General features: G+C 59.8%; 10 protein-coding genes and 4 pseudogenes. 12 read left to right on the top strand and 2 right to left on the bottom strand.

Annotation, left to right across the window (positions count from 1 at the left end; all coding sequences use genetic code 11):
- The first annotated feature begins 2 nt into the window (after positions 1-2).
- From J4G43_RS44845 to J4G43_RS44805, 9 genes are read left to right on the top strand one after another with little or no spacing between them, the layout of a single operon-like run.
- Complete coding sequence (locus tag J4G43_RS44845) at positions 3-641, top strand: nodulation protein (protein ID WP_011084622.1); 639 nt, start codon at positions 3-5, stop codon at positions 639-641.
- Positions 638-1,258, top strand: coding sequence for a type III secretion system stator protein SctL (gene sctL / locus J4G43_RS44840; RefSeq protein WP_028181536.1), 621 nt, complete (start codon positions 638-640; stop codon positions 1,256-1,258). The genes J4G43_RS44845 and sctL overlap by 4 nt, the downstream gene beginning before the upstream one ends.
- Positions 1,255-2,610, top strand: a complete 1,356-nt coding sequence (sctN, locus tag J4G43_RS44835) for a type III secretion system ATPase SctN (protein ID WP_011084624.1) — start codon at positions 1,255-1,257, stop codon at positions 2,608-2,610. Before sctL ends, sctN begins: the two co-directional genes overlap by 4 nt.
- A complete protein-coding gene (locus J4G43_RS44830) occupies positions 2,586-3,122 on the top strand; it encodes a hypothetical protein (RefSeq protein ID WP_208088665.1) in 537 nt (178 codons plus the stop codon). The genes sctN and J4G43_RS44830 overlap by 25 nt, the downstream gene beginning before the upstream one ends.
- Positions 3,119-4,240 (top strand): type III secretion system cytoplasmic ring protein SctQ, encoded by a 1,122-nt coding sequence (gene sctQ, locus J4G43_RS44825; protein ID WP_011084626.1) that lies wholly within the window; start codon positions 3,119-3,121, stop codon positions 4,238-4,240. Before J4G43_RS44830 ends, sctQ begins: the two co-directional genes overlap by 4 nt.
- Positions 4,233-4,898 (top strand): type III secretion system export apparatus subunit SctR, encoded by a 666-nt coding sequence (gene sctR / locus J4G43_RS44820; RefSeq protein WP_011084627.1) that lies wholly within the window; start codon positions 4,233-4,235, stop codon positions 4,896-4,898. Before sctQ ends, sctR begins: the two co-directional genes overlap by 8 nt.
- Before the next feature lie 2 nt (positions 4,899-4,900).
- Entirely contained in the window at positions 4,901-5,176 is a 276-nt protein-coding gene (locus J4G43_RS44815) for an EscS/YscS/HrcS family type III secretion system export apparatus protein (protein ID WP_011084628.1), read from the top strand.
- Between the two features lie 10 nt (positions 5,177-5,186).
- On the top strand, positions 5,187-6,008 hold the full coding sequence (sctT, locus tag J4G43_RS44810) for a type III secretion system export apparatus subunit SctT (RefSeq protein WP_011084629.1): 822 nt from the start codon (positions 5,187-5,189) through the stop codon (positions 6,006-6,008).
- Complete coding sequence (locus J4G43_RS44805; protein WP_011084630.1) at positions 6,005-7,042, top strand: EscU/YscU/HrcU family type III secretion system export apparatus switch protein; 1,038 nt, start codon at positions 6,005-6,007, stop codon at positions 7,040-7,042. The genes sctT and J4G43_RS44805 overlap by 4 nt, the downstream gene beginning before the upstream one ends.
- A gap of 9 nt (positions 7,043-7,051) precedes the next feature.
- Here J4G43_RS44805 and J4G43_RS44800 read toward each other — a convergent pair.
- Positions 7,052-7,812, bottom strand: a protein-coding gene (locus tag J4G43_RS44800) for an IS5 family transposase (protein WP_110115998.1) whose coding sequence is annotated in 2 segments (ribosomal slippage) — positions 7,052-7,473 and positions 7,473-7,812 — 762 coding nt in all. Because the reading frame shifts where the segments join, the coding sequence is not laid out codon by codon here.
- Between the two features lie 129 nt (positions 7,813-7,941).
- On the opposite strand from J4G43_RS44800, the pseudogene J4G43_RS44795 reads away from it, so the two are divergent.
- Positions 7,942-8,735, top strand: a pseudogene (locus J4G43_RS44795) (IS630 family transposase); the annotation flags it as partial.
- 254 nt (positions 8,736-8,989) lie between these two features.
- Here J4G43_RS44795 and J4G43_RS44790 read toward each other — a convergent pair.
- Positions 8,990-9,295 (bottom strand): annotated as a pseudogene (locus J4G43_RS44790) (transposase); the annotation flags it as partial.
- 349 nt (positions 9,296-9,644) lie between these two features.
- On the opposite strand from J4G43_RS44790, the pseudogene J4G43_RS44785 reads away from it, so the two are divergent.
- Together J4G43_RS44785 and J4G43_RS44780 are read left to right on the top strand one after the other, a co-directional pair.
- Positions 9,645-10,666 (top strand): annotated as a pseudogene (locus J4G43_RS44785) (IS110 family RNA-guided transposase).
- Between the two features lie 234 nt (positions 10,667-10,900).
- A pseudogene (locus J4G43_RS44780) lies at positions 10,901-11,059 on the top strand (IS630 family transposase); the annotation flags it as partial.
- Positions 11,060-13,184 lie beyond the last annotated feature (2,125 nt).

Below are 13,184 nucleotides of genomic sequence, written 5' to 3'. Positions count from 1 at the left end.
TCATGCCGCCATCAATGTCAACCACAGCCACAAAAACCAATCGCTCGTTCACGCTCGCAGCCGATCGGCTGCGCGAGCTTGCTGCCTCGGCCGATCCCGGTCGTTTCGCCGGGCTTCTTGACCCGCTGCTTTCACCTTCCACTTTGGCTCGGCTACAGCAGAGTGCCAGGCTACAGCCAAGGCTCGCCGAACTGCTTTTGGGCAGCAAGGGGGAGGTGAGCTGCGGCGACTGGAGCGAAGATGCTCTCCTGGGGCATGATCCGCGGCGGGCTGCGCTGCTCGCGGGCGGCATTTGGCATGCACGCTCCATCCTCAAGCTGTTCTCCAGGCACGATCTGCCTGTGTTGGTGGAGTTGATCGGTGCCGAGGCGCATGCTTTCGCAGTCCGGCATTTATCCTGCGCCGTCGCAACGGCCCCGATCGCCGATCCAGAGCAATTGTCCCGACAGATCGAATATGACGGGCATGCTTGTCTCGGCGCTTGGCTCGAAGAGACTTCATCGCTTGCTCGTATCCGCGTGCTTCTACGCTTGCCCGCTGGGACGGCCGCCGAGAGCTCAACTGCCGAGCACCGTAGCGCAGCAGGCCCGCTGCTTTCCCTCGTCATGGCTCATTTGCGCACTGAGGATGCTGGGGCATGACGGCCGATGCCCTCGCACCACCCGCGGCCCCGAAGATTCGGGCTCTTGGACCGCTGATCCCAGCTGCGCAGCTTGAGATCTGGCACGATGCCATACAGGCGCTGGCCGCTGCCGAGCGGCATCTGCAGCGGGTTCGAGGGTGGGCACGCCTGGCTTATGAGCGGGAACGTGCGCAGGGCCGCGCCGAGGGTGCAAAGGCTGGCGCAGAGGAAATGGCCCGGCTGATTGCGCAGGCGACTTGTGAACTGGCCCAACGCAAGGCGGTTCTGGAGCGGGAATTGCCGCAACTGGTCTTTGAGATCGTTCGCGATCTGCTTGGCGCATTTGATTCGGGCAAGATGCTGGTCCAGTGCGTTCGTCATGCCATCGAGCAAAGATATAAAAACACGGAGGTCTGCCTTCACGTATCCCCACTGAAAGCCGACCTGCTAGCCAGTGAGTTCAAGGATTATGACGGACTTGAGGGCCGGCCGAAGGTCAGGATTGAGGCGGATCCGGCGCTGAGCGCGGACCAATGTGTTTTATGGAGCGAGTTCGGCAACGTCGATCTTGGGCTTGCCGCGCAGCTGCGCGCGCTGCGCCTCGGCTTTGGCTTGACGGAGGAAGCTGAATCGTGACCGTGCAACGACCGACCCATCATGCCGCGGCCGCAGAAGGAACCGTAAAGGCCGCACTCTCATCCTTAAGATCTTCCGCCAAGCACATCGATACACGCGCTGTCCGCGGCCGGATCACGCGGGCCGTGGGCACGCTGCTGCACGCCGTCTTGCCGGAGGCCAGGGTCGGAGAACTGTGCTTATTGCAGGATCCTCGCAGCGGATGGTCGCTCGAGGCCGAGGTAATCGGTCTGTTGCCGGATGGGGTGTTACTCACGCCCATCGGGGACATGGTGGGGCTGTCCAATCGCGCAGAGGTGGTGACGACCGGGCGAATGCAGGAAGTGGCTGCCGGCCCCGATTTGCTCGGCCGCGTGATCGACAGTTTTGGCCGGCCGCTCGACGGCAAGGGCCCTATAAAAGCCGGCGAAGCCAGACCGCTGCGCGGCAGGGCGCCTAATCCGATGAAACGGCGCGCGATTGAACAGCCGTTCCCGCTCGGCGTCCGTGTCCTGGATGGTCTTCTCACATGCGGAGAAGGTCAGCGGATCGGAATTTATGGTGATGCCGGTTGCGGCAAGTCGACGCTGATGTCGCAAATCGTAAGAGGCGCAGCGGCCGACGTCACTATCGTTGCGCTGATCGGCGAGCGCGGTCGAGAGGTGCGTGAATTCATCGAACGTCATCTTGGCGAAGCCCTTCACCGTTCCGTCGTTGTGGTGGAGACTTCCGACCGTTCGGCGATGGAGCGGGCCCAATGCGCCCACATGGCGACAGCGCTAGCCGAATATTTTCGTGATCAGGGCCTTCGCGTCGTTCTGATGATGGATTCTTTGACGCGCTTTAGCCGCGCCATGCGTGAAATCGGACTTGCCGCAGGAGAACCGCCGACCCGGCGCGGATTTCCGCCATCCGTTTTTGCACTGTTGCCGGGCTTGTTGGAGCGCGCCGGCATGGGCGAGCATGGCTCCATTACGGCCTTCTATACTGTGCTTGTCGAAGGTGACGGCACGGGTGATCCGATAGCGGAAGAATCACGCGGCATCCTCGATGGCCACATTATTCTCTCCCGCGCGTTGGCCTCCCGGGAGCATTTTCCGGCGATCGACGTGTTGTCGAGCCGCAGCCGCGTCATGGATGCGATCGTGTCCGTGCCGCATCGCAAGGCGGCATCCTTTTTCCGTGATCTGCTGTCACGGTACGCTGAGGCCGAGTTCCTGATCAAGGTCGGTGAATACAAACAAGGCTCTGATCCGCTGACCGATCGGGCGATCGCCTCGATCGAGCAACTGCGGGCCTTTCTGCGCCAGGGGCAGGGTGAGGCGTGCAGCTTTGAGGAGACGATCGCATGGATATCGCGTCTGACCGCCTAAGTCCCGTTCACGCCTCGAAGCTGCGGCTCGTAAAGGACATGCGGGAGCGAAGCGCCATTCGTGAATTGTCTAACATGGAAGCCAAGCGCCACCTTGCGATCCAAGCTGTCCAACGAGCTTTCGAGCATCTTACACATGCCGAAGAGCGCCGGGCAAAGCTCGAGGCAGAGCTCTATCGGGAGATGCTAGCAGCCGATGCGATGTCTGTTTGCGAGCTGCAGCGGCGCTATCATCTCATCATCGGCCGGCTCACAGACGAGATTGCAGCGGCGCAGCAGGTTCTTGAAAATGCCCGTGCTGCTCAGGCGCAAGCTGAGACTGCGGTTCTTGAGGCGAGGGCCGTTTGGGCCAGGCGTTCAGCGGCGAGCCAGAAATGGCGTGAGATTGATCAAGACGTTCGGCGCACCACGAGTGCTCATTTCGAAGCCGCCGCCGAAATCGATGCTGATGATGAAGTCTTGCTCCGCTACCGGCGCGGCCCGTCAGGGCAGACGGGAGGTGAGCCAGCATGATTGCAGATCCTCTCACGCGCGAGCTCGGGGCCTGCGGCGCGGAAGCCGCACCGGCCTCGGACCGGCCGGCTGAGCGCGCAGCCTTCATGCCGTCGCTGATCCTGTCGCACGCAGTGGCCTCGTGGCTTAACGAGATCACAGCGTTGCGTGCGCCTCTACAAGGCCTCCTCGGCGAGAAGCCGCTATCTGTGCGCGTGAGCCGGACCGTCTGGCAGGCGGAGCCGGCTGCGGCACCGATGCTCGACTGCGTCTTCGAAGTAGAAGGTGAAACCTTGATCCTGTCCTTGCCGGGTAAGCTTGCGGAAGCGCTGGTTCGGACCGTGCAGAATGGGCTTACCTTACCTTCTGAGCCGGCGCGTTCGCTGGTCCTGGAACTTGCGCTTGAACCCTTGCTTGCTGCGCTGGAAAGAATGACGCAGCGGAATCTGCAGCTTGTTCGCACCGAGGAAGCGCGGAGTACGCAGCCTTATCTTGAATTTGACGTCGCCTATGGTGAGCTCGCCAGCAAGGCTCGGCTGCTTCTATTCTCTCCGTTCGACGGTCCGGTGCCTCCGGCTTTCACCGTCCTCGGCGAGCTGCTCGGCCGATTACCGCGACAGGCGGCCAGGCTGCTTTCCGAACTCCCGGTCATCGTTGCAGGCCATATCGGCTCGCTCCGCGTCGCGATCGGCGTTCTTCGCCAAGCAGAGCAAGGCGATGCGCTGCTCCCGGACACAATTCCACTCGCGCGAGGCCAAATTGTTCTCGTTGCAGACCGATTGTGGGCCCCTGCAGAGATTGGCGGCGACAGGCTGGTGCTGCGAGGACCATTCCGCTTGCGATCCCACCCTCTAAAAAGTGAAGATGTGATGCCCCAAAACCAGATGCAACAGCAGCCCCCGTCAGAGGCGGATATCGACAGCATCGAGATCACACTCGTATTCGAATGTGGCCGCTGGCCGATGCCGTTGGGAACCTTGCGAACCATCAACGAAGGCCACGTGTTCGAACTTGGCCGGCATCTTGACGGGCCGGTCGATATCGTTGCGAACGGCCAACGTATCGGCCGAGGCGACATCGTGCGGATCGGCGAGGAGCTCGCCGTCAGGTTACGCGGCAGGTTGGCGCTTAATGACTGAAATTCAACCCAGCATCCTGGCGCTTCTTGCGATAACGGTCGGCCTTGGCCTCCTGGCCTTTGCTGTCGTCACAACTACAGCCTTTATCAAGGTCTCGGTTGTTCTCTTCCTCGTGCGCAATGCGCTAGGAACTCAATCGATACCGCCGAACATCGTCCTTTACGGAGCGGCACTCATCCTGACCGTCTTCATCAGCGCTCCAGTCTTCGAGCAGACCTATAACCGCCTTACCGATCCGCAACTTCGCTACCAGAGTTTCGATGACTGGGTGATGGCCGCCAAGGAGGGACAGGAGCCGCTGCGTGTTCATCTGAAGAAATTCACCAATGAAGAGCAGCGCCGCTTCTTCCTGTCATCCACCGAACATGTCTGGTCGGAGGAGATGCGCGGCAGCGTAACGGCAGATGATTTCTCAATTCTTGTGCCGTCGTTCTTGATTTCCGAACTCAAGCGGGGCTTCGAAATCGGTTTTCTTCTCTATCTTCCCTTCATCACGATCGATCTGATTGTCACCACGATTTTGATGGCCATGGGTATGTCGATGGTATCCCCCACAGTGATATCTGTCCCCTTCAAGCTCTTTCTGTTCGTCACTATCGACGGCTGGTCACGTCTCATGCACGGGCTAGTACTAAGCTACACCACGCCAGGAGGTTGACCATGAACGAAGCCAGCATCCTTACGCACCTCAGTCAATCGCTCGTGCTCTTCATGATCTGGGTTCTGCCGCCGTTGCTCGCAGCTCTGATCTCCGGACTGATCATTGGCCTTATCCAGGCGGCAACTCAGCTCCAGGACCAAACCCTGCCACTGACGGTCAAGCTTCTGGTTGTCGTCGCCGTGCTCGCCGGTTTTTCCCCGGTTCTCAGCGCCCCGCTGATCGACCAGGCCGAGCGCATCTTCAGCGAGTTTCCGGCACTCACCGCAAGATACTAGCAGAGCTTGGATGGCTGGCCTGTCACCCGCAGAGGCGCAAGTTCTCGTTCAGGGCTCGATCGAATTCGTCGCCGCAACCGGCCTGAGTGCGGCCCGCGCCCTAGGCATCATGCTGGTGCTTCCTGTCTTCACCCGGCCGCGTATCAGCGGCCTCATTCGGGGAAGCCTGACGATTGCGATTGGCCTGCCTTGCCTTGCTCAGATCAAGCTCGGTCTGCAGGCCTTGGACCCGAACACGCGCTTGGTTAGCGTTACCATGCTTGGCGTGAAGGAGGTGTTCGTCGGTCTGATGCTCGGCATCCTGCTCAGTATTCCACTATGGAGCATACAGGCAGTCGGCGACATCATCGATACCCAACGAGGAATTTCAAGCCAAGTTGCGGGGGAGGATCCCGCGACGCACAGCCAAGCGACTGGAACCGGGCTCTTTCTCGGTGTTACGGCGGTTACGATCTTCGTTCTGGTCGGCGGGCTGCAGACCATGGTGAGCGGCCTTTATGGCAGCTACCTAGTGTGGCCTGTCTATCAGTTTTTGCCTGCCTTGACAGTGCAAGGGGCAATGGAGTGTCTTGCCCTTCTCGATCGTATCATGATGACGACCTTGTTGGTCGCCGGGCCGGTTCTGGCCCTGCTGTTGCTGGTGGATATCTCGGTCATGATGCTCGGCCGTTTTGCATCTCAGCTCAAGATGAACGATCTCTCCCCGATGATCAAGAATGTTGCATTCGGGGTCATTATGGTCAGCTACACCGTCTATCTGCTCGAATATGCCGGTTCTGAAATCCTGACCTCGAACGACATGCTCGATCATCTGAGGAAGCTGTTGAAATGAGCTCTACGAGTGAGGAGAAAAAGCTTCCTCCGACGCCCAAGAAGCTGCGCGATGCGCGCAAGAAGGGGCAGAGCGCGCGCAGCTCCGATCTAGTGAGCGGCGTCAGCGCCTGTGCCGGTTTCGGCTGTCTGTGGTGGCGAGCGGGTGCCATTGAGGACAAGTGGCAGGAGACGGTCCGGCTGGTCGATAAACTGCAGGAGCAGCCGTTCACAAGCGCGGTGCCACAAGCGCTCAGCGGCTTGCTAGAACTTTCGATTGCCACTGTCGCTCCGTTGCTCGCCGCTGCCGTGACAGCAGCTCTTCTGGCCAATGTCCTGGCCAATGGCGGCTTTATGTTTGCTTCGGAGCCGCTCAAGCCGAAGCTCGAGAAACTCGATCCCATCAAAGGCTTGAAGCGTATCGTCTCGAAACGTTCGGCCATCGAGCTTGGCAAGACCCTGGCTAAAGTGGTTTTGCTTGGTGCGATCTTCTTTTTAACCGTGACCGCGAGCTGGAAAGCGCTGGTGTACCTGCCAGTCTGCGGCATGGGCTGTTTTGGTTTCGTCTTCACCGAGGTTAAACTGCTGATTGGCATTGCCGCTGGAGCTTTTCTGGTCGGCGGATTGGCTGACCTTCTAATCCAGCGTTGGTTGTTTATGCAGGACATGCGCATGACGGAAACGGAGGCCAAGCGGGAGAACAAGGAACAGCAAGGCAATCCGCAGGTGAAGCGCGAGCACCGGCGGCTGCGGCAAGAGTCGGCAAACGAGGCTCCACTCGGCATCAGCCGGGCCACGTTGATATTGCGGGGACCGGCAACGTTGATTGGTCTGCGCTATGTTCGCGGCGAGACCGGTGTGCCGGTGTTGGTCTGCCGTGGCGAGGGTGAAGCTGCTTCACAGCTGCTTGGTGAGGCGCGCGCGCTTCGCCTCAACATTGTGGAGGACAATGTTCTGGCGCGTCAGCTGCTCGGCAAGGCAAGGCTCGGCAACCCGGTGCCTTCGCAGTATTTCGAGTCAGTCGCAAAAGCGCTCTATGCGGCGGGGCTAGTCTAGGGTCCAGACTCAATTGAGCCAATATGCGACGAGAGCGGCGAGATGAACAGCGGCCAAAAAATTACGGGCGAGCTTGTCATATCGCGTGGCGATGCGCCGGAAGTCCTTGAGCCTGCAAAAGCAGCGTTCGATGACATTTCGTCCTTTGTAGGCGCGTTTGTTGAAGCGATGGATGACGACACGGTTAGATTTATTGGGGATTACGGGCTTGGCGCCACGACGAATGATTTCGCCGCGAAGCTTGTCGCCATCATACCCTTTGTCGGCGAGGAGCACGCTCATGGGTGGCGCGAGCGCCAGGACATCGGGAGCCGCAGCGATATCGGCATCCTGGCCTGGAGTCAGATGCAGGACGACCGGCCGGCAGAGCGGATCGCTCAGCGCATGGATTTTTGTCGTGCGGCCTCCGCGCGAGCGGCCGATTGCTTGATTGTGCTCCCCCCTTTTCCGCCGGAGGCACACCGGTGAGCTTTAATCGAGGTCGAGTCGAGCGACAGTACGACGCCGTCTTCGCCAGGCTTGGCCAGCGCTTCGAAGATTGCGCACCATCGTCCTCGCTTGGCCCAGCGATTGAAGCGATTGTAGATCGTCGTGTAAGGGCCGTATTCACGTGGACAATCACGCCATCGTGCACCCGATTGCAGCATGTGAATGATGCCGCTGACGATGCGTCGGTCGTCGTCCCGATCCGGCCCCGTCAGTCCCCTCGGCAGATGCGGTTCGATACGCGCCCATTGCCTGTCGTTCAGCCAAAACAAACCAGCGCGCATTCTCTCGCCCCCGAATCAACACGTAGGCAAGAGAATCACGTGGCGCTATTTAGGTACAGACCCTAGTCATCCGGAACGCAAGTTCGTCGCATTGGTTGATAGCTCGAATCTCGAGAGAGGAGAGCGCTTGTGGCGAATGCAGGTGGGAAAGGCCGGCCGATCGCGCCGTTGGTGCTGAGTCCGCAGGAGCGGGCGTACTTGGAGAGGCAAGTTCGTCGTCATCGTGCTGCGCGGTTGCTTTCCTGAGCGATGCCGCGCGATCCTGCGGTGGGCGGATGGCTTGCCAAGCAAGTCTGTGGCTGCCGAACTCGGCCTCCACGAACACACCGTTGGCAAGTCGCGCCGCCGATTTTTGAAGGATCGCTGTGATGGCTTGCTTGACGAGGCACGCCCTGGCCGCCCTCGCACCATCAACGACGATCAGGTTGCCGCCGTGATCGATCGCACGCTGCGTACGACGCCGGCCGAGGCGACGCAATGGTTGATCCGCTCGATGGCTGCGGAAACTGGCTTTTCCCGCACCACGATCCGCCGAATGTGGTCGGCGTTCGGCTTGCAACCGCACCGTAGCCAGACATTCAAGTTGTCGAGCGATCCGCGGCTCGTCGACAAGGCACGCGACATCGTCGGCTTTACCTGTCCCCGCCGAACCGAGCCCTTGTCCTCAGCATCGATGAGAAAAGCCAGATTCAGGCACTCGATCGCGAGCAGCCGGTCTTGCCAATGATGCCCGGCATACCGGAGCGTCGTACGCACAGCTATGTGCGGCATGGTGCGACCACGCTGTTTGCCGCGCTCGATGTCGCCTCGGGGTTCGTCATCGGCAAATGCTACAAGCGCCACCGGGCAGTCGAGTCTTGAAGTTTTTAAAAGAGATCGATGCTCAAGTTCCTGAAGGCCTCGATGTCCATATCGTCATGGACATGTGTAGACGCCCCCGTTGGTGCAAGAAGAATCTTTCGAAGAGTGCGGAGCGTGGTCGGGCGCTGACATGTGTTCGGCCTTTTGTTGCGGCTGCCACATGCCGCTGGCCCGTATGGGAGTTCGCGGAACGGGTCCAATTCAACTTCGCGTGCTCGAGGCGCGTATCCATGATCTGGTTTTCCCATTCCTGTCTCGTGACCGTGCGCCATACTCTCCGGTTGACCTTCTCACACTCACGGTCCCTGCCGCGGAACTACTTCGCCGCAGCCGGAGCCCGATAGGTTCCGCCTCTCGCCATCAATGCCCAGACGATGCGCGCCATCTTGTTAGCGAGGGCGACGATCACCAGCATGGGCGGCTTGAGGGCAAGCATGCGCGCAAGCCAAGAATCCGCTGTCGAGCCTTTGCGCATTGCCCAGCGCACGGCCGCGCTCGCGCCGATGATCAGTAGTCGTCGCAGGGTTCGTTCGCCCATACGTGACGTCTTGCCGAGCTTCTGCTTGCCTCCGGTGGAGCGCTGCAGCGGGGTAAGCCCCAGCCATGCCGCAAAGTCGCGTTGCGACCGTGCACGTCGGCTGCGCGGCAAGACATTTAAGGATCTGATCCCGGCGCAGCTTCTTGCGGAAAAGCACGGTTCCTGATGCATCCGCGCCGTGCATCTGGAACACATTCTTCGCCAGATCCAACGCGATTATGCTAAATTCCGACATGGACGCCTCCGTTCAAGTGATGGTCAACGACACCACTTTGGCACAGCGATGCCGTGAGGGGGCGTCCACATGGGGTAATCGCAGGAGCGTGTTGCCCTGAAGACAATCAATAGTCTTGGAGGGTGGCTGTTCCCCGATAGGATGGAAATACGGGCTCACGACTGGACGCCGGGCCCAAGCATCGAATGGAGAACAGCCATGGAAGAGTATATCGGTCTCGATGTGTCGATGAAAGAGACGGCGGTCTCGATCCGTCGAGCAGATGAACGGATCTGGCGCGGCAAGTGTGCATCTGATCCCAGTGTCATCGCCGCGCTCATCCGCAAGCGGGCGCCGGCCGTGAAACGCGTGGTGTTCGAGACGGGACCGCTGTCGGTATGGTTCTATCATTCTTTGCGCACCGAAGGATTGCCGGCGATCTGCGTCGATGCGCGCCATGATAAAGCGGCGCTCGATATGGCGGCGAACAAGACGGACGCGAACGACGCCGATGGTCTGGCGCAGCTCGCGGAAGTCGGGTTCTTTCGTGAGGTGCGCGTGAAGGGATTCAACAGCATGCTGACCCGCACGCTTGTCGCGGCGCGCACGCGGCTGGTCCGGATCACCACCGAGCTTTCGAACCAGATCCGCGGCGTCATGAAGACCTTCGGTCTGCTTGTTCCCGCCGGAAAGGGAAGCACCTTCGAGAACGTCCGGAACCTTCTGGCTGATCAGGACGGACTTGCATCCATCGTGCTTCCGATGCTGGAAGCCTGGCGTGGCATTCGCATCCGCGCCGCCGAACTCGGTCGCCAGTTGGTTCGGGATGCGCGCGAGAGTCAGGCCTGCCGCATCCTCATGTCGATTCCGGGCATCGGTGCGATCACCGCAACCTCTTTTGCCACAGCTATTGAGGAGCCTGACAACTTTAGGAAATCCCGATCTGTTGGCGCGTGGATCGGCCTGACAACGCGCCGCTACCAATCCGGAGAAGTCGATTATGATGGCCATATATCCCGACGTGGCGACCGCCATTTGCGTGGGCTTCTCTATGAAGCGGCAGCGGTCATTCTGACGCGCAGCTCAACCGACAGCGCTCTGCGGACGTGGGGACGGCATCTCCGGGAGAGGATCGGCTTCAAAAGAGCCGCCGTGGCTGTGGCACGGAAACTGGCGGTGATAAGCATACGATGCTTAAGACCGGCGAGCTGTTCAATCCGAATGCCGGAGCTGCCGCATAAGCTCGGATAGCGTTCAGAACCTGAACGCCTAAGGTATCCCTGCCGGGACGTGAGCCGAGCCATTCCGCTGATGGGGTTGCACTGCTGACTCAGCAAAGTGCGTCGTCCACATTGAAGGCTCGTCCGCGAAGCTCCATCATGCGGCGACCAATGTCGACCGCGAAGACAACCACGCACCCGGCAGCGTCTCTTGACGAAACTAAATGCTTGACGTCCCAGCAGCGATTAGACGACACCTCCGTCGGGCAACTCGAGGCCGACATCTGCACCTTCATCCACCTGCACAACCAAAACCCGAAGCCCTTCAAATGGACCAAGTCCGCAGACCAGATTTTGGCTTCCGTCAAACGCTTCTGCCACAAAACCCAGCAGACTTTATGTGGCGAACATTAGATTCACGTGACTAGGTCGTCCTGTCCTGACGCTGCGATCTGCAGGCTGGCGCTCAATCGATGCTCGCATCTTCCGCGAGGCGCCGATGCGCTCGCCCGATAGCCTCTGGGCCGCGGCCTCGCCGACCGGATCACCGGATCAGCTGCGGCGCCAAGCGCAACAACTTGTTCGCCCATTTCGGGAGCTTCAGCGCCTACACCCTCGAGGACGTCGACTTGTACCACCTTGGCTAGGGGACCCTGCCACTCGGTTGACAAGCCGGTAGTGCTGATCGTCAACTAGGGACGGCTGCCATCTGGAGCATGTCTCTGGTCGTCTATCTCGAGCCGCGCTGCTACAAGTTCATACGATCACAGCGTTTATACGTCTCAAGATCGGCCCGAGTGCCACATTGCGCCGCACACGTTCGAGAGCCACAGGACGTAAGCCTGCGTGCGAGAGAAAAAGCAAGCCTCCAGCTAAACTCGAGACGCAAGGGTATTGCCGCCATTGTCCATCAACGCCGTTTTCCCGCGCGGGGTGCTTGCAACGTCTATTGCTTCACCTAACCCAACCCGCTAGCTGACACCGGACAAGCTTCGCCGAACATCGCAAGTTTGCGCCGGCAGTTAGCTCGTCGTATCGAAGCATGGATTTCGCATTCGGTCGGCAAGAACCTCTGGATGATCCCGTATAGCGGTGCCGCGGCGGTTAAGTGCCTGGCGGTCGCCTGGTTGCGCGAGCCGCCGAGATGGTTCTAATGGATCATATACGCCAGCCGGCCGAATCGGCTTCCAGCCGTCGAGGGCATCCACCGCGATTCAAAGTCGCTTTCATGTGGCCCGTCCAGAAGTGCTCGTTGGCTCAGAGGGCAGGGCCGTCAACAGGCCGAGCAGGCTGCCAGTGAAGCCTTCGAAGCAGGGTAGAAGCGATCGCCCGTTCCAGCGGCTTGGAGAATCTTAAACAATTATTGAATGTTGATTGCTGCTCCATGTACGTGCGCTCACCGACTTTGCCGCCGCCAGCCATCTACGCGCAGCCGGCACCATCCTCCATCCGATCGCCCCAGTTCTCAGCCTCTGGGCCGGCACCGGTGGGCAAAGCGACAGCACACGGACGCGCGCTTTACAGCCTATGGGCTCTGGCCGTATCGCGTTCACTGCCTCCTTTGCTGCCACGTTACCAAATGAGGTAGGTATCGCGTGTTGGCAATTGTGGTACCTTGTAGGGGATGATCGAAATGAGCGGCGAACAACTTAGTACGTTATAAGCCCTTCAAGCTAGGAGATCTCGAATGGCACCGAATGCAAGCGAAGACGAGAAACGCGAGCGGCGGCCACATGTCGGGCACGACCCGGCTCTGATATCTGGCGCTTCCGCCGATGGCGCTGGGAAATCTACGACAGCCGCATCGCCTATTCCATTTACTTTTCGGGAATGGCAGAGCTCGATTGAGCGACAAGCAACCTGTTCGCTGCGGCCCTGAAGGACGGACTAGGTTTGGCGGCTTCCTCCCTGCACGATCAGGCCACCTTTCTGAAGGATATCGCGGACTCCAAAACTTCCTCGGAGCTGTTGCGGTGTCACCTGGATTTTCTGGAGAAATTCTGGTCGAGGTCGTTCAGCGCCGGCTCGAAGATATTGGATCATCTCAAGCCACAGCCATCACCCGCGGGAAGGCAGGCGCTTCACTGAGCTTGCGATAAGAGCCCGATCGCAGCTACTTCCTCCAGAGCCGAGGGCATATGTCGCCCACTGACGAGGGTGTGGGTCGCTTTAGTGGCTTCAGCTCACCCGCCAAATCCCACGATTGCTCTGAACTCAAGATGCCGCGAGTTATCTAAGATTCGTTTGCCATAGATACCTCTCTTTTTGTCGAATAGAGCTTTTCTTAGGCGGAGGCAGGCAACCGCTGTCCGCTCAAGGGGGCGCAGATCCGGTTGGCGGCCGATGCCGGGATGAGTGATGACGTGATCGCCACAAGCCTGGGCGTCGGCCACTTGGCGGTCTCCCACCCTTCGACGTTTTTGTCGAAGGCAACCTGGCGGAGAACCAGAGCGAAGAGCCGCCTACCGGGCAGAGCGCGAACTCAACGACAAGGAAGAGGCCCTTCTGGTGGCCACCGCCTGCGGCCCTCCGGCAGGCC

It is taken from the genome of Bradyrhizobium barranii subsp. barranii, assembly GCF_017565645.3.
Taxonomy (GTDB): Bacteria; Pseudomonadota; Alphaproteobacteria; order Rhizobiales; family Xanthobacteraceae; genus Bradyrhizobium; species Bradyrhizobium barranii.
The sequence above is the reverse complement of the archived record's forward strand: the minus strand, read 5'-3'. Positions and strand labels throughout refer to the sequence as shown.